15 protein-coding genes are annotated in these 17,076 nt (G+C 65.3%); 12 read left to right on the forward strand and 3 right to left on the reverse strand.

Annotation, left to right across the window (positions count from 1 at the left end):
- Positions 1–20: 20 nt before the first annotated feature.
- The 4 genes from AU192_RS17440 to nrdE all read left to right on the forward strand — a co-directional run bounded on the left by AU192_RS17440 (position 21) and on the right by nrdE (position 3,957).
- Positions 21–584: an NAD(P)H-dependent oxidoreductase gene (locus AU192_RS17440; RefSeq protein WP_064398395.1), complete on the forward strand. Its 564-nt coding sequence runs from the start codon at positions 21–23 to the stop codon at positions 582–584.
- A gap of 495 nt (positions 585–1,079) precedes the next feature.
- Positions 1,080–1,328, forward strand: coding sequence for a redoxin NrdH (locus AU192_RS17445; RefSeq protein WP_064348903.1), 249 nt, complete (start codon positions 1,080–1,082; stop codon positions 1,326–1,328).
- Positions 1,329–1,378: 50 nt separating this feature from the next.
- Positions 1,379–1,822 (forward strand): class Ib ribonucleoside-diphosphate reductase assembly flavoprotein NrdI, encoded by a 444-nt coding sequence (nrdI, locus tag AU192_RS17450; RefSeq protein ID WP_064398397.1) that lies wholly within the window; start codon positions 1,379–1,381, stop codon positions 1,820–1,822.
- 17 nt (positions 1,823–1,839) lie between these two features.
- The gene (nrdE, locus tag AU192_RS17455; RefSeq protein WP_174523481.1) at positions 1,840–3,957 is read left to right on the forward strand and encodes a class 1b ribonucleoside-diphosphate reductase subunit alpha; all 2,118 of its coding nucleotides are present in this window, start codon (positions 1,840–1,842) and stop codon (positions 3,955–3,957) included.
- Between the two features lie 55 nt (positions 3,958–4,012).
- Here the strand turns inward: nrdE and AU192_RS17460 are convergent, their stop codons facing one another.
- Entirely contained in the window at positions 4,013–6,814 is a 2,802-nt protein-coding gene (locus AU192_RS17460; protein WP_064398401.1) for a TIR domain-containing protein, read from the reverse strand.
- Between the two features lie 197 nt (positions 6,815–7,011).
- Positions 7,012–9,147, reverse strand: coding sequence for a hypothetical protein (locus AU192_RS17465; protein WP_242656967.1), 2,136 nt, complete (start codon positions 9,145–9,147; stop codon positions 7,012–7,014).
- A gap of 373 nt (positions 9,148–9,520) precedes the next feature.
- Here AU192_RS17465 and AU192_RS17470 point away from each other — a divergent pair, with 373 nt between their 5' ends.
- Genes AU192_RS17470 through AU192_RS17495 form a run of 6 tightly spaced genes read left to right on the forward strand, consistent with a single transcriptional unit; the run spans position 9,521 to position 13,315 of the window.
- Positions 9,521–9,985 carry an MTB12 C-terminal domain-containing protein gene (locus AU192_RS17470; protein WP_064398824.1) on the forward strand — a complete coding sequence of 155 codons (465 nt, stop codon included), beginning with the start codon at positions 9,521–9,523 and terminating at the stop codon, positions 9,983–9,985.
- 7 nt (positions 9,986–9,992) lie between these two features.
- Entirely contained in the window at positions 9,993–10,685 is a 693-nt protein-coding gene (locus tag AU192_RS17475) for an ABC transporter ATP-binding protein (RefSeq protein WP_064398405.1), read from the forward strand.
- Entirely contained in the window at positions 10,652–11,461 is an 810-nt protein-coding gene (locus AU192_RS17480; protein ID WP_064398407.1) for an ABC transporter, read from the forward strand. The genes AU192_RS17475 and AU192_RS17480 overlap by 34 nt, the downstream gene beginning before the upstream one ends.
- Positions 11,458–12,261: a class I SAM-dependent methyltransferase gene (locus tag AU192_RS17485; protein WP_064398409.1), complete on the forward strand. Its 804-nt coding sequence runs from the start codon at positions 11,458–11,460 to the stop codon at positions 12,259–12,261. The genes AU192_RS17480 and AU192_RS17485 overlap by 4 nt, the downstream gene beginning before the upstream one ends.
- 12 nt (positions 12,262–12,273) lie before the next feature.
- The gene (locus AU192_RS17490) at positions 12,274–12,948 is read left to right on the forward strand and encodes a helix-turn-helix transcriptional regulator (protein ID WP_064398410.1); all 675 of its coding nucleotides are present in this window, start codon (positions 12,274–12,276) and stop codon (positions 12,946–12,948) included.
- Positions 12,949–12,973: 25 nt separating this feature from the next.
- The gene (locus tag AU192_RS17495) at positions 12,974–13,315 is read left to right on the forward strand and encodes a cupin domain-containing protein (protein ID WP_064398413.1); all 342 of its coding nucleotides are present in this window, start codon (positions 12,974–12,976) and stop codon (positions 13,313–13,315) included.
- 15 nt (positions 13,316–13,330) lie between these two features.
- Here the strand turns inward: AU192_RS17495 and AU192_RS17500 are convergent, their stop codons facing one another.
- The gene (locus tag AU192_RS17500; protein WP_064398415.1) at positions 13,331–14,512 is read right to left on the reverse strand and encodes an NAD(P)/FAD-dependent oxidoreductase; all 1,182 of its coding nucleotides are present in this window, start codon (positions 14,510–14,512) and stop codon (positions 13,331–13,333) included.
- A 150-nt stretch (positions 14,513–14,662) separates the two neighbouring features.
- On the opposite strand from AU192_RS17500, the gene AU192_RS17505 reads away from it, so the two are divergent.
- Together AU192_RS17505 and AU192_RS17510 are read left to right on the forward strand one after the other, a co-directional pair.
- Positions 14,663–15,403, forward strand: coding sequence for a TetR/AcrR family transcriptional regulator (locus AU192_RS17505; protein WP_064398418.1), 741 nt, complete (start codon positions 14,663–14,665; stop codon positions 15,401–15,403).
- 117 nt (positions 15,404–15,520) lie between these two features.
- A complete protein-coding gene (locus AU192_RS17510; protein WP_064398419.1) occupies positions 15,521–17,047 on the forward strand; it encodes a flavin-containing monooxygenase in 1,527 nt (508 codons plus the stop codon).
- The last annotated feature ends 29 nt before the right edge of the window (positions 17,048–17,076 follow it).

Raw genomic sequence — 17,076 nt, forward strand, 5'->3', positions numbered from 1 at the left:
CGATTGAAGGGACTGGAAAGATGTCGGACACTGCGAAGGCGAACGTGCTGGTGTTGCTGGGCAGCCTGCGAGCGGCGTCGATCAACCGGCAGTTGGTCGAACTCGCACTGGAAGCCGCTCCCGACGGTGTTCGTCTGGACTTTTTCGACAGGCTGGGCGAGTTGCCGTTCTACAACGAGGACATCGACAACGACACCCAACGCGGGGGAGCGGCCGACCCCGTGGCGGCGCTGCGCCAAGCTGCCGCCGATGCCGACGCCGCGTTGGTCGTGACCCCCGAGTACAACGGCAGCATCCCGGGCGTGCTCAAGAACGCGATCGACTGGTTGTCGCGGCCGTACGGCAACAGCGCGCTCAAGGACAAGCCGCTCGCGGTCGTCGGCGCGGCCCTCGGGCAGTACGGCGGCCAGTGGGCGCATGACGAGACCCGTAAGAGCTTCGCCATCGCCGGACCGCGGGTCATCGAGGATCTCAAGCTGTCGGTGCCGAGCAAGTCCTTCGGCGGGAGGCATCCGCGGGAGAACGCCGAGGTGGCGGCGAACCTGCGCGACGTCATCGGGAAACTGGTCGCGGAAATCGGCTGACCGTTTGGCGCGGACAGGGCCGTCGGCTCGGGGTCTGAGAAGCTCACGGCGGCTTTGCTGGCGGGATTCCACGTTCGGCAGCTATGTCGGTACCGGCTGCTATATCTGGCGCATCGCTGGCCACATCTAGCGCGGAGGGTGCGACACGCCCTCGGTGTGACGTGCGACACGCCGAGGCGCGCCGCTACAAAGAGCTTACGACCTGGGAATTCCAGAATTGTTATTCAGAACATCTGGTATTCCTTCGCAATGTCGGACACTAGGTGTAGTGTTTCGAAGCACCGACAGGCCCCACGATTCCCAAGCTTTCCGAGGGTCGGCCGGAGCCCCCGACCCCGGTTGTATGGGTTTCCCAGACACGGCGGCGGCGGCCTCGGACGGCAGGAATTTTCCGGGTCTGCGGGTTGCTGAAATTCCATGAATCTCGGCAACAAGAAGTGTCCGACCAGTTGCCAGCCAGCGTGCAGGGCCAGTTGTAGAGGAGCCGAACCGCAGATGACTCAGCACTCGATCACCGTGTACACGAAGCCCGCATGCGTGCAGTGCAACGCCACCTACAAGGCGTTGGACAAGCAGGGCATCGCCTACGAGACCGTCGACATCAGCCTCGACAGCGAAGCCCGCGACTACGTGATGGCCCTGGGCTACCTGCAGGCCCCGGTCGTCGTGGCCGGCAACGAGCACTGGTCGGGCTTCCGGCCCGACCGCATCAAGGCACTCGGAGCGGTCGCGGCAACGGCTTAAGCGGCTCAGCCGGCCTACGGGTACTCGACGGGCAGAAAGGGGGGTGCGTGATGAGCAACCTCGTGTACTTCTCCAGTGTCTCGGAGAACACCCATCGCTTCGTCCAGAAGCTGGGCCTGCCCGCGATCCGGATCCCGCTGCATGGGCGCATCGAGGTCGACGAACCCTACGTGTTGGTTCTGCCCACCTACGGCGGTGGGCGGGCCACGCCGGACATCAACGACGGTGGCTATGTGCCCAAACAGGTCATCGCGTTCCTCAACAATGAACACAACCGGTCGTTGATCCGCGGCGTCATCGCCGCGGGCAACAACAACTTCGGCGCCGAGTTCGCCTACGCGGGCAATGTCGTGTCCCGCAAGTGCGGCGTTCCGTACCTGTACCGCTTCGAACTGATGGGAACCCCGGACGACGTCGCCGCCGTCCGTTCGGGTTTGGAAGACTTTTGGAAGGACCAGACGTGTCACCAACCGTCACAGCTGCAGAGCCTGTAACGTCCGCGCCGGCAACGCTGCCGGGCGAGACGGACTACCACGCGCTCAATGCGATGCTGAATCTGTACGACGCCGACGGCAGGATTCAGTTCGACAAGGATGTGCTGGCCGCGCGCGAGTACTTCCTGCAGCACGTCAACCAGAACACGGTCTTCTTCCACAACCAGGACGAGAAACTCGACTACCTGATCCAGAAGGAGTACTACGAGCGTGAGGTACTCGACCAGTACTCGCGTAACTTCGTCAAGACGCTGCTGGATCGGGCGTACGCCAAGAAGTTTCGGTTCCCGACGTTCCTCGGTGCGTTCAAGTACTACACCTCCTACACGCTGAAGACCTTTGACGGAAAGCGGTACCTCGAGCGCTTCGAGGACCGCGTAGTCATGGTGGCGCTCACCCTGGCCGCCGGTGACACCACGCTGGCCGAGAAGCTCGTCGACGAGATCATCGACGGCCGCTTCCAGCCGGCCACGCCGACGTTCCTCAACTCGGGCAAGAAGCAGCGCGGCGAGCCGGTGTCGTGCTTCCTGCTGCGCATCGAGGACAACATGGAGTCGATCGGACGCTCCATCAACTCGGCGCTGCAGCTGTCCAAGCGCGGCGGCGGAGTCGCGTTGCTGCTGACCAACATTCGGGAACACGGCGCACCGATCAAGAACATCGAGAACCAGAGCTCGGGCGTCATCCCGATCATGAAGCTGCTCGAGGACTCGTTCTCCTACGCCAATCAGCTCGGCGCACGCCAGGGCGCTGGTGCGGTCTATCTGCACGCCCACCATCCCGATATCTACCGGTTCCTCGACACCAAGCGCGAGAACGCCGACGAGAAGATCCGGATCAAGACGCTGAGTCTGGGCGTGGTGATCCCCGACATCACGTTCGAGCTGGCCAAGAAGAACGAGGACATGTACCTGTTCTCGCCGTATGACGTCGAACGGGTCTACGGTTTGCCGTTCGCCGACATCTCGGTCACCGAGAAGTACTACGAGATGGTCGACGACAGCCGGATCCGCAAGACGAAGATCAAGGCGCGAGAGTTCTTCCAGACCCTGGCCGAGCTGCAGTTCGAGTCGGGCTACCCGTACATCATGTTCGAGGACACGGTGAACCGGTCGAACCCGATCGACGGCAAGATCACCCACTCGAACCTGTGCTCAGAGATCCTGCAGGTGTCGACTCCCTCGGAGTTCAACGAGGACTTGTCCTACAAGAAGATCGGCAAGGACATCTCGTGCAATTTGGGCTCGTTGAACATCGCCAAGGCGATGGACTCGCCTGACTTCGCACAGACCATCGAGGTGGCCATCCGTGCGCTGACCGCGGTGAGCGATCAGACGCACATCACGTCCGTGCCGTCGATCGAACAGGGCAACAACGACTCTCACGCCATCGGCCTCGGCCAGATGAACCTTCACGGGTACCTGGCCCGCGAGCGGATCTTCTACGGATCCGAAGAGGGTGTGGATTTCACGAACATCTACTTCTACACCGTGCTGTATCACGCGCTGCGGGCGTCGAATCGCATTGCGATCGAACGGGGTAGCGCGTTCAAGGGGTTCGAGAAGTCGAAGTACAAGTCGGGGGAGTTCTTCGACAAGTACACCGAGCAGGTGTGGGAGCCCAAGACCGACAAGGTTCGTCAGCTCTTCGCCGATGCCGGCATCCGGATCCCCGACCAGGAGGACTGGAATCGGCTGAAGGAGTCGGTGCAGCAGCACGGCATCTACAACCAGAACCTGCAGGCCGTGCCGCCGACGGGGTCGATCTCCTACATCAATCACTCGACCAGCTCGATCCACCCGATCGCCAGCAAGGTCGAGATCCGCAAGGAAGGCAAGATCGGCCGCGTCTACTACCCGGCGCCGTACATGACCAACGACAACCTGGAGTACTTCCAGGACGCGTACGAGATCGGGTACGAGAAGGTCATCGACACCTACGCCGCGGCCACCCAACATGTGGACCAGGGTTTGAGCCTGACGCTGTTCTTCAAGGACACGGCCACCACGCGCGACGTCAACAAGGCGCAGATCTACGCCTGGCGTAAGGGCATCAAGACGCTGTACTACATCCGGCTGCGCCAAATGGCTTTGGAAGGCACTGAGGTGGAGGGCTGCGTGTCCTGCATGTTGTAGAGCCGGCGTGAGGAACGAGGGTTACACCCGCGGTCTGCCCCCGGCTCCCAAGCCCCTAACCGACGCACACAGGGTCGGCGCCTTCGAGGTCGAAGCGGTCCTTTTCGGCTTCGGACAGGTCCCGTCGATGCACCTCGCACCCCTCGGCGATCCAATCATCGGGGTTCAACGACCAGATCGCCAGTCGCCCGTCCGCGTTTGACGCAGTGACGGCGACGTCTCGAGCAACTCCGAGGCTTGTCGCCAACCGTCCGGCTCCTGCGGCGCTACGCTCAACCGCTATTAGGGGCCGGTCGGCCAACCTGGACCGGCTGGCCACATCCCAGATGATCAGGCTGCCGTCTTCGGAGACCGTGACGAGATTCTTGCCGTCTTGATCAAAAGCCATGTCGCTCACCCGACTTGCCACCCGTAGATCGTCCCCGGTGACCTTGCCGGTCTGCGTGTCGACCAACCGTACGGGTCCGCTGAACAGGCCAACTGCGACCGTCGCGCCGTCAGGGGAGACGGCCAGCGAACGTGTTGAGTCGTCCGGGAACTCGGCCGTGACCGTGTCCCCGCCATCCAGGGGGACGACTACCAATTTGTTGGCGCCGCCGACGATCAGGCGCGAGCCGTCCGGTGTGAATGCCAGCCCATAGCCATACGGCATGTTGTCGATACGGTCCTTCTCGACGAGCTTGCTGCCGTCCAACCGCCAGGTTCGCACAGTTGCCGAGTCGAGCGATTCGGTGTTCAGGTCGAGCGCGCCGGTGGCGACGGTGGCGCCATCGGAGGAAACGGCGAGCCGGTTCACGGCTTGATCTTCGGCTACGGCGGTCAGGGTCACCTCAGGGACGCTGCCATCCCACACCGCCACGCTGCCGTCATCGGTGGCGGCCAGCAACCTCGAGCCGTCCGGAGTGAAGACGAGCTTGTTGACGTCGGCATCGATCACCGCCGACGGGCCGGTGGCGGCCACCTCGTCAGGGTCGGTCATAAACAGTTCGCTGACGACTTCGATACTGCCCTCGCGGCCTTCCCGCCAGTCCTTGACACGGGTCAAGGCCAGCCGGTCACCTGATGCTGAGATCGCCACAGACGCCACATCGCCCAAATCTTTCGGCGTGCGGGCGAGCGGACGACGTTGATCCTCACCGTAGTCCAACAGCAAGGCGCCCCCAGCTTGGCCGCCCGTGACGCCGTGGCTCGGGTTGGCGGGATCCCACGCGACCGAGGTCGCGGCCTGCTCGTCGACTCGGATAGGGGGTAGCGGCGGCGTGCCCACCAGATGGTTCCAGTACAGCAGGGAGCCGTCGTCGCTCACCGACGCCACAGACCCCTCTTCGGGTGGGTCACCGGTGACCGCGAGGGCGCGCACCGAGTCGAGGTGCATCGAGGCCCGGCCGGCGTCGGTCAGCTCACCCGTCGCGGCATCCCAGAACCCGATCGAGCCGTCGGTGCCGCCGGTCACGATGGTGCCGTCGTCGACGACGGTGACTGCCGACACCCACCCGCCGGGATCGCTGGTGTCTTGCTGGTGCCAGACCGGGGTCTCGGGCGTGGCGGGGTTGAAGCGGCGAAGGCCGCCGTCCTGACCCGCCACAATCAGGTCGCCGTCGGGTGTCCAGGCCAGCGCGGTGATCCACGCATACTCGCCGTCTGTGCCGTCGACGATCCCCCTGAATGTCGTGGCCGCCCGGGTGTTGTCAGGCTCCCAGACGAGAACCCCGCCGCTGACGGTGCCCGCCGCGATGCGGCCCGACGCATCCACAGCAAGGCTGAGAACCGCTTGGTCGGGGGTGCGCAGTGACGTCGTGGCAGCCGCGCCATCGAGGGTGGCGATGACCGTGCCGTCGGTGACGACAACGGAGTCGTCGCCGGATCTGGCCATCGCCACGACCTCGCGATTGAAATGTGCATCCGACCGGGCCAGTTCCGTGCCGTCCGAGAAGCGATGAACAATGACGTCACCGTCGGCCGTACCGATCCATACGCGATCGGTTGCTTCGGAAATGGCTACCCCTGTCACCGGCGAGGCGGTGGGGATGCGTTGTTTGATCTCGGGCATATTCGCCACGGCCGTGAGTAGAGCGCTCGCGGTCCTGACGGACGGATCGAGTCGGTACCCCTGAGCGGCCAGCAGGAAAGCGAGGTCGGGCCGTTCGAGCTCCGTCTGGCTCTGGGCCGCGAGTCGCTGAGCGCCGGCTTGGATCCGCCGTTGCTCGGCGCGGTTGGCGTTGTAGACCGCAATGGTGCCTGCCACGACGGCAACAACGGTCAGAACGGCAAGGGTGGCGGCCGCCGACCAGGCGATGCGCACGGTTCGCCGGTGCTGGCGGACATCCTCACCTTCGATCTCGTCCTTGGTGCAGCCGTGCATCGGCGCGGCGATCTCCGCGACCGCATTACGAAATCTGCTGTCGCGCAACTCAAGTTGTTCTTCTTCCCGCGCCCAGCGCAGATCCAAATGGCGAGGCTCGTCGGTGAATACCCCGCGAAGCGCGGGCGGCACCGCATCGGAGTCCTCGGTGAAGTCGCCTGCGGCTTCGTCCCATTCCCAGTGCCCGTCGGTGACCACCGGCAGGATCCGGTCGACGGAGCGATGGGCCTTCCAGTGCTCGATCTCCCGGTTGACCCATTCGGACTGCGCCGCTCGTGGCGAGGTCAGCAGGACGAACCAGGCGGCGTCATCGAGTGCTTTGACGATGGCTCCCCACAGGTGCGGATCGACCGACAAACCCGTTTCGTCACGGAAGATTTCGAGCGAACGCCGCCGGTACCACGGCTTGGCAAGTCGCTGTAGCGCCTTCTGTAACGACGGCGCCAACCGGCCGTCTGCCGCATGCGAATACGAGATGAAGCCGTCGTAGCGCATCTCAGATCATGCTCGCGATGGCCGCCACCCCCGCGACGAGCGTGGCCGCCGCGGCTCTCACCCTCAGGACGGAACCCATACAGACCCCCTCGCCGAATGGCGTGGCAAATGTTTCGCCGCGAGCCTCAACGGCAGCGAATCACCCGCAAACTACCACGATCGGCTTTCGCGGGGCGACAAGATATCGAACTCAGCAACTACGGCGGGAGCGGGCCCTCGTATCGTTGCGCAAACTCGTCACCGGGAACCGGCCAGTGATCCCCGTGCTCGCCGCGCACTACCCAGTCGCCGGCAGCGGCAGTTACGGGCCCTTCGAGGGTGTCAACGATCTCGCCGTCTCGTGCCGGTCGTGCTTCGACCGTGCCATAGCGTCGCCAACAGCGGCCGTCGACGTGCTCGTAGCGGGCGCGGAAGATGTCGTCGCGAACCGACCACAGCTGCCCATCTGCCGAATCCTTGACCGCCCAATCCCCGGCGCTGGCCTGCATGGTCTGGCCCGAGCGAGTTTTCCACGTCCACGCCTCGTCTCGTCGCTCGGCCATGACGGTGCCCGTCTGGCGAAACCGTCGCCATTGGTCGTCGTCACCGTCTCGAGCCGAAGCTGCGTCGTCCCTCGGTCTTGACCGGTAACCCAACTCACGCAGCTTCAACAGAGTGCCGGCCAGGCTGCCCAGCGCTTTGTCCAGTAACGCGGCATCGGCCTCGATGACAGACCAGTCCACTAGCTTGTCGTGAACCTTGCGGGAGTCGTCCCGCGGGGTTCCGAACTTCCAGCCGGCCCTGACGTAGTAGCGACACCAGTCCTCATGCTCGGCGCGGGCCATCGCGATGGCTGTCTCGCGATCAAATCCCATCAGCAGGAGTTGTTCGAGTGGATTTTTCTCGCCGAGTGCGGTGATCGACAGCGAATCAGGTGGACTGCCGAAGGTGTTCCACGTATGGCCGCCGATCTTTTCGACCATCCACAACGCGTTCTGGACTTGGCGGCGGTTCGAGCCCCGGTAGAACTCGTCGAGCTCAACCCAGGGCGCCGATGCGGGAGTTGCATGACCGGCGGCGGCGGCGTAGCGCTCGTGAATCAGTCGGGCCGCCCGTTCCCACGCATCGTGAGCTTGTCCGCCCGGCAGGTCCATGCTCAATCGGTACGTGCGCAGCCTTCCGACCAGCGAGACCGGACTCTCCGACCCCCCTGCGTTCGGGTCCCAAGCCCAGATCGGCGTGGTCAATAACCGTGCGGCCAGGCGGGTGCCCTTGCTGACCTCACTGGTCGCCCCGTCCACCAAAATCACGGCGGTGGTGTCTCGGCCGTTCTGAGCGCCGACCATCGACATCACTTGAGCAACGGATGGATCCTCATTGAGCGCCTCCACAGTGGGCCGGCGAGGCGGCAGGCCAAGTTGCTCGCGCAGATACTCGTGGTCGTGCCGATACTCTTCAGCGGTCTCGGAGATCAATGTGAGCCGCGGCAGCGGCGCAGCGTCGGGCGCGGAATAGTAGTCCTGCTCCAACTGGCGTTGTGCCATGTCCGCACACAGGGCCAACGTCAACGGCGAGGTACCGCATACCAGGATGCGCTCGATTTGGGGGTCGGCGACGATTTGGTCGAGCAGCCGACGAGCCGTCACCTCGTACTTGCCCACCGTATCTGCTGCCCAGCGCGTCTCCGCGCCGCCGAAGTGCTGCGCCCGCCAAGCGATCGCTTGCCACGGGTCATCGATCCGGACGATGAGTGGAATCCGTTGTCGCTGAACAACTTCGCTCAGCCGCTTCGTGATTATTCCGAGGCGTTGGACATTGCTGGACGGATCTATCGATAGCAGGTAGAGCCGGTCCAGCTTGTGCCAGAACGGCAGAGAGGCGAGTGCTTCGGCTTGGGCGAAGTCGGTGGTGACGATGCGTGCCCCATGCTGGCGGGCCGCGCTCACGTATTGCGTGTCCGGTACCGAGGTAACGACCACCAGGGTGCTGCTGTGCCCCAGAGTGCGGGCGATGGCGCTGACCATCGGCTCTGAATCCTCGTCGACTCCGACAAGTGCGGTTACCGATCGAGCGAAGTAGACGCGGAGGCGGTCCATTCTCGATCTGAAAAGGGCGAGCGCCACGCCGACGACACTGAGAAAAACCGCGGAAAGGGCACACAGCCGTGCGATTTCGAGCGCCACGGGCGTAGGCGACGGGCACGTCCCGGAATTGAGCGATTGATCACCGGTGCCGCCTTTGACGACGCCGGCCGTCCACATCAACGGTGTGAAAAACCTCGGGTGCGATTCGTCGTGGCAGTCCCAGTACGCGGCGAGCGCCAGAGTCAGACTTATCAGCGCGAGGCCGACCACGACCGCCAACGGCGCCCCTGTGTGCCGGACTCCGTGCGCCTGAAAAATGAGCAGGCCTAACAAGATAAGAAGCGCGGTGACGATCGCGATGGAAACCCATGAGGCCGGCTCCCCGAACCAGCGCAGTCCCGCTGGCATCCTGTCACGCAGTTCCGGTAGGAGGGCTAGGACTGCGACGTAACCGAGCAGCAGAAAGGTGATCGCTGACAGGGTCCGCCGAGCGAGGGTGAATCGCAGTGATGAAGACCCCACAGCGCGCAACTGTAGCCGTGTCCGAACGACAGCTCCCGTAGTTGATCAGGTAAGGCTTGCCTCATCTCACTTCGACGCCTACATTAACCGCAAAGATTTCCTCTAAATAGGAGTCCGGATGATGCTCAAGCGCTTGTGCGTTCTCGCGGCCGCGACGATCGCCGCCGCCACATTTGCTCCCGCGGCGCATGCTCAGCCCGCTCCCGCGCATGAATTCGCGATCACCTCCGAGGTCCCGACTCTTGCCGAACTCGATGCGCAGATCCGGCTGCTGGTCGGCACTCCCGCCCCGGACGCGGTCAAGGCCGCTCAGCTCGAGGGCGGCGAGCGGGCGGTGGTGGTGCCGAAGATGGTCTACCGGATCGGTTTCTTCCGCCCGCCGCGCGGTTCGAGCGCGGTGACCGGTCCCGAGACCCACGACGGCGATCGCCACACCGCGATCATCAACGCCAGTAGGCAGGGGGCGCCGACCGTGCGCGTAGAAGCCGAATGGCGCCGGATCGACGGTCAGTGGAAGCTGGCGAGCAAGTCGCTGTGCAACGGCATCAAGACTCTCGGCCTGCCGATCCCATGCAATTTCGAATGATGTCCGCGTGATCGAAGTCGTTGGGTTGACCAAGTCGTTCGGGCCCCACCGCGCCGTCGACGACGTCACCGTCACCTTTCCCGCCGGCTCCGTCACCGCGCTGCTCGGTCTCAACGGCGCTGGCAAGACCACGTTGCTGCGGTTGCTGGCCGGGCTGACCCGTCCCGACAGCGGGACGATCTCGGTGTGCGGACAGCGCCCCGGCCACGACCCACGCCTGCTGGGATTCCACCTGGGCCCGACCTCCATGAACCCCCGTCACACCGTACAACGCCACTTGTTTTGGCTCGCAGCACTCTCGGGCATCGACGGCGCACGCCTCGACGAGGTCGTCCGCGAGACCGAACTGCACGACTACCGGTCGATGCGCATCGACCGGCTGTCACTGGGCATGCGGCAACGCGTGGCCATCGCCGCCACGCTGCTGGCCGACCCGCAGACACTGCTGTTCGACGAACCCCTCAACGGTCTCGACGTTCCCGGCATCGTCTGGTTCCGGTCCCTACTTCGTCAACTCGCCGACCAGGGGCGCACGGTCGTCGTTGCCACCCATCTGCTCGGCGAGGTGGCGCTGACCGCCGATCACGTCGCGGTGCTCAGCCGCGGCCGGATGCAGGCCGCCGGCGAGCTGTCGCAGTTGACGCCCATCGGTGCCGACGCCCGGCAATGGCTCGAGGAAACCCTGCTGGAGTGCGCGTGAGCACCGTCGCGGTGGCGCGCAGCGCGCGTGCCGAGATCATCCGCACCGGCGGGCGCAGCCGGCTGTGGACGGTGGTGGCGCCCGCGGCGGTGATCGTCCCGGTGGTAATCACGTTCGGCATCGCGCTCGTGGCGGAGTCGTTCGCGCGGATCCCCGGCCAGATCTCGGTGCTGCAGGTGACGACCTCGAACGCGGCCTACTGGGTCATCACGATCACCGTCGCGCTGGTGGCCGTTGCGGGAGCCGACGGTCAGGCCGCTGAAAGCCGGTACGGCGCAGGCGAACACGTACGCCTCGCCATTCCGCAGGCCTGGCCGGTGTTGCTCGGCCGGTGGGTGTTCTACGGTGCTCTGGGCGCGCTGGTGGCCATCGCGACCCTCGTCGTGGTGCTCGCGGGCCTACCTGCGGTCGCGCCGATCGTTTACGGACCGGTGTCGCTGACCGACGATGTCGGGCTGCGACTGTTGTGGACGGTGCCGATGCTGGCGCTGTTCGCGGCGGGGGCGGGTGTGGGAGTCGGGGCCCTCACCCGCTCGCCGCTCGCCGCGGTCGGCGGCATCCTGCTGTGGGCGTTCGTAGCCGAAACCGCGGCCGGTTATCTGCCGAGCGGAGCGACGCTCCAGCGTTTCATGCCCCTGTTGAACGCGGTGTACGCCACCGGACAGGACACCGTACTCACGCCGCCGTGGGGCCAGACCGGCGCTCTGCTCTACGCATGCTCAGTTTTCACGGCGATCTTCATGATCGCCGCCGTTGGAAGGACAATCCGAAGATGACAGGCAAAGAATCACTTCCGCTCGCGCAGCGGTCCGATGCGGACCTGCCGGGCCACTGGCTGCTGGCCCGGCTGGGCAAGCGGGTGCTGCGGCCGGGCGGACTCGAGCTGACCAGCCGGCTGCTCGCGGCCGCCAAGATCGGCGGCGCCGACGTCGTCGAACTCGGTCCGGGTCTGGGCCGCACCGCCACCGACATCGTCGCCCAACAGCCGCGCTCCTACGTCGGGGTCGACGACACCGCCGCCACCAGTGAGACGGTGCGCGCGGTTGTCGCCCCCGTCGACGGCAAGGTCGTGGTGGCCAACGCCGCCGAGACCGGATTGCCTTCGGGCAGCGCGGATGTGGTGATCGGTGAGGCGATGCTGACGATGCAGGGCGACCGCGACAAGCGTGCGATCGTCGCCGAGGCCTTCCGGGTGCTGCGGCCTGGCGGCCGCTACGCGATCCACGAACTGGGTCTGCAGCCCGATGACCTCCCGCAGGACACCAAGGACGTGATCCGCCGGGACATGGCGCGCGCGATCAAGGTCAACGCGCGGCCGCTGACGACGTCGGAATGGGTGGCGCTGCTGACCGAGGCCGGCTTCGAAATCGTGACCGTCGACCACGCGAAGATGGCGCTGCTCAATCCAGCGCGGGTCCTGGCCGACGAGGGGCTCACCGGTGCGTTACGCATCGTCGGCAACTTGGTCGGCAGGCCTGCCGCGCGCAAGCGGGTCATCGGTATGCGCAAGACGTTCCACCGCTATCGGCGCGCACTGACCGCGGTTGCGGTGGTCGGTGTCGTGCCGACGACGTGACAGACTCGAACCATGCCAGTGTCGCGCCACGACCTCGATGCGCAGCCGGAACGGGCGGCAGGCCAGCAGCGCCAGAAAGTGTTGAGCCTGCTGAAGAACGCCGCGGACCCGGTCGACGCCCAACAAGTCGCCGACGCGCTGCAGATCCACATCACCACGGCCCGCTTCCACCTGACGACGCTGGAGGAGCAGGGCTTCATCCGGCGGGGCAACACGGCCAAGGCCGGTCGAGCGGGGCGACCGCGGCTCACGTACGAACCGGCGCCCCGGTTCGACTACGCCGACATCGTGTCGCTGTTCGCCACCCACCTGGGCGGAACGGTGCGGGAGCGCGAACAACGTGCTCTGCAGATCGGTGCGGACCTGGCCCATCGGGTCCGGTTGGCCCGCAGGCGACCCGAGGCCACAATCGCCGACATGGTGGTCGCCACCCTCAACGAACTCGGCTTCCAGGTTCGTTCGTTGCTGACCTCGTTCGGCGAAGTGACGGTGCAGATCTGCACGTGCCCACTGGCCGAGGTGGCCGCGTCGGCGCCGGAAGTCGTGCGCGGCATCCAGCAGGGCCTCATCCAAGAGGTGATCAACCTGAACGCCGACGCCGTCGGCGCCCGCTATCAGGCGTCGGTCACGCCCGACCCGCACGGTGGCTCGTGCGAAGTCAGTTTGGTATTGCGTCCCGAACGGTGAATATCGGGGCGAGAAGGGAAGACTCATGACCGCGACAACCGCGCTGTCGTTACAACAGCTCGCCGACGAGCAACTCGCCGCCGCGAAGGCCGCTTCGTCGGGCCGTTCCGCGCAGACCGTGTACGGCGGCAGCGGGCGCACGCTACGTCAGACCGTGCTGGCACTGACCGCCGACCACGGCCTCGACGACCACGAAAGCCCCGGCGAGGCAACGCTGTTGGTGTTGCGAGGCCGGGTGCAGCTGCGTTCGGTGAGCTCCTCGGTGGAGGGCCGCACAGGAGACTACCTCCCGATACCGCACGAACGTCACAGCCTTGCCGCCCTCGAGGATTCGGCGGTGTTGTTGACGGTCGTCGCCAAGAAGTGAGCTAGGCCTACGGTCTCACTTGATGGTGTGCTGCGGGCCTTGGGCCTTCTTGTAGAGAGCCTTGAGCATCCGGTCACGGAACATCGCGTTATCGATGAGCTTCACCCCGGCGTTGGCCAGCTTGGGTTGTCCGATCAACTTGTGCATGTAGCGGCCGCGGCGATATTCGCGGCCCCACGCGGCCTCCATGCGCTGCGCATAGTTCGTGAAGTCGTCGGGCCCGCCGTTCTGCAGGGCCGCGATCGCGCATTCGCCTGCGGCCAAGCCGGATTCGAGCGCCTTGGAGATGCCCGCGCCTGAGGCCGGTTTGCCCGCACCCAGCGAGTCGCCGGTGAACAGCACGCCCGGGCGCCACGGCGGCCACGCGGTGAACCCCATCGGCAGTCGCCACGCCCGCACGCTCTTGTTCTTCTTGAGTTCCTCGATCGGCGGTAGGTCCCAGTCACGCGGCAGGGTGCGGAGAAAATCGCCGAGGAACTGCGTGGCGTTGATCGACTGCCAGTTCTTGTAGCTGTTGACGTAGCCCAGCCCGATGTTGAAGATGCCGTTGCCCATCGGGAACACCCAGCCGTACCCGGGCAGCTGGTCGCCCTCAAAGACGAGCTTGAGATAGATGTCGAGGCTGTCGGAGTCGGGCCGGTTGGCGTGCATCTCGGAGCGGATCGCGATCGCCGAGTAGCCGTTGTACTCGGAGTCGATCTTGAGGGCTCGCTTGATCGGGGAGTAGGCGCCGTCGGCGGCGATCACCGCGTCGCCGTAGACCTTTTCGCCGCTCTTGAGCGCCACTCCCACGACGCGACCCTTCTCGAGGATCGGCCCGGAAACCTCCGCGCCCTGGCGCACCTCGGCACCCGCGGACTCGGCGTGCTTGAGCAGCGTGGTGTCGAGGCGCTCGCGACTCACGGTGTGGCCGTGGTCGGGCATACCGGGCCGCTTCGGGAACGACAGTTCCCACTCGCTCGGACTGAAGACCGTCACGCGATTCACCCGGTGATAGGTGGCCACCTCGTCGGCCAGTCCCATCTTCTGCAGATAACTCACCGCGCGGGCGGTTAGCCCGTCGCCGCAGGGCTTGGCCCGCGGGAACTCGGCCTTGTCCAGAACCACGACCCTCGCGCCGGTCTGAGCGGCCTGCCACGCGGCTGCCGAGCCGGAGGGCCCGCCACCTGCGATGACCAGGTCGTATTGCTGCGTCATGAAACTCGTCTCGTCGATCGGCTGTCGCAGCGATATTACCCGCGCTGCGTCTGCCTCTCTTGTCGGACGGAGTTGCCCAGAGGTGGCGCCCGGAAACGCATGCGACGTGGTCTGAGCTGGTCAGCAGTGCTTGAGCGGTAGAGTGACCGGGTGCGACGAGCGGGCAGGCCACGGTCGAGTGGCGAGCCGGGTGTCAAGGTGGACGCCCGCAGCGAGCGCTGGCGCGAGCACCGCAAAAAGGTGCGCGCCGAGATCGTCGACGCCGCGTTCCGCGCCATCGACCGGCTGGGTCCCAACGTCAGCGTGCGCGAGATCGCCGAAGAGGCCGGCACCGCCAAACCCAAGATCTACCGCCACTTCACCGACAAGTCCGACATGTTCGGCGAGATCGGCCAGCGCATGCGAGACATGTTGTGGGCGGCGATCATCCCGTCGATCGATGTGGAGCATGACTCCGCGCGCCAGATAGTCGGGCGTGGCGTCGGGCACTATGTCGAGCTGGTCGAACAGCACCCCAACGTGGTGCGGTTCCTGTTGCAGGGCCGGTTCGCCGACAAGTCAGCAGCCGCGATGACGACCGTCAACCGGGGCAGCGAGATCACGCTGGCCGTGGCCGACATGATCAGCGAGGAACTCAAGGATCTGGCGCCGGACCCGGCGGCCTTCGAGCTCGCGGCGTATGCGATCTTCGGTACCGCGGCATCAGCGACGGACTGGTGGCTGGGCGACGATGACGACGGCACCCGCCGCATGCCCGCCGATCAGTTCGTCGCGCACATGACCACGATCATGGTCGGCGCGATCAACGGCACCGCCGAGCTGCTCGGCATCCAGATCGATCCTGACCAGCCGATTAACACCGCCGTTCGCAAGCAGCAGCCCGTCGCCTGACTCCGGCGTTGACACCACTTCGCGCGGACCGGAGACTGGAAAGTACCCAGTACCGGCGTTCCCAGGATGTGCCCACCACGGAGGGTGCACGCGTCAACTGGGGTAATAGGGGAGACCATGACCGTTGCCGAGCAGACGGCCGAGGACACCACTGCCCAACAACCGGTGCACACCCGCGCACTGATCATCGGCACCGGCTTCTCCGGTCTCGGAATGGCCATTGCGCTGCAACGTCAGAACGTCGACTTCCTGATGCTGGAGAAGGCCGACGAGATCGGCGGCACCTGGCGCGACAACACCTACCCCGGGTGCGCCTGCGACATCCCGTCGCACATGTACTCGTTCTCGTTCGAGCCCAAGGCCGACTGGCGTCACATGTGGTCGTTTCAGCCGGAGATCTTCGACTACCTCAAGGGCGTGACCGACAAATACGGGCTGCGTCGCTACATCCGGTTCGGCGCCCACGTCGACCGTGCCCATTGGGACGACAACGAACTGCGCTGGCACGTGTTCACCAAGGACGGCCGCGAGTTCGTCGCGCAGTTCGTCGTCTCCGGTGCGGGCGGCCTGCACATCCCGTTCGTCCCCGAATTCCCCGGGCTCGACGAATTCGCCGGCGCCACTTTTCATTCCGCCGAGTGGGACCATGATGTCGATCTGAACGGCAAACGGGTCGCGGTGATCGGCACCGGTGCGAGTGCGATTCAGATCGTGCCGGAGATCGTCAAGGACGTCGGCGCGCTGCACCTGTATCAGCGCACGCCCGCATGGGTGATGCCGCGGCCCAACAACCCGATTCCGCGATGGGCGCGCGACCTGTTCACCAACGTGCCCGGCACCCGGCAATTGATGCGGGCGGCCATCTACTGGATCCACGAGGGCGTCGGTTTCGCGATGACCCGCGAGCCGCGGCTGCTGAAAATCGGTGAGCTGCTGGGTAAGTGGAACATCAACAAGTCGATCAAGGACCGCGAGCTGCGCCGCAAGCTGACTCCGACCTACCGGGCCGGTTGTAAGCGAATCCTGAACTCCGACACCTATTATCGCGGCATCGCCGACCCGAAGACCGATGTCGTCACCGACGCCATCGCGCGGTTCACGCCGACGGGCATCGTCACCGCCGACGGCGTCGAAAGGGCAACCGACGTCGTCGTGTTCGCCACCGGATTCCACGTCACCGACTCCTATACGTACGTCCACATCAAGGGCCCGCGTGGCGAAGACTTGGTGGACCGCTGGAACCGCGAGGGCATCGCGGCGCTGCGCGGCATCACGGTCGCCGACATGCCGAACCTGTTCTTCCTGCTCGGGCCCAACACCGCGCTGGGGCACAACTCGGTGGTGTTCATGATCGAGTCGCAGATCCGCTACGCCGCTCAGGCGATCGCGGCCGTCGACCGGGCCGGCGCGCAGGCGTTGGCGCCGACCCGCGAGGCGCAGGACCGCTACAACGAGCAGCTCCAGGAGGAGCTGTCCGGGACCGTGTGGAGCACCGGCGGTTGTCAGAGCTGGTATCTCGACGAGCACGGCGTGAACCGGACGCTGTGGAGTGGTATGACATGGCAGTACTGGTTGGCCACTCGCAAGTTCGACAAGTCCGAGTATCGGTTCTTCGGAGGGCAGCGCGAGTCGCTGGCTGCCTAGTGTGCGCTGAGATCGCGATTTCGGCCGAT

Source organism: Mycobacterium lehmannii, assembly GCF_001499925.1.
GTDB lineage: Bacteria > Actinomycetota > Actinomycetes > Mycobacteriales > Mycobacteriaceae > Mycobacterium > Mycobacterium lehmannii.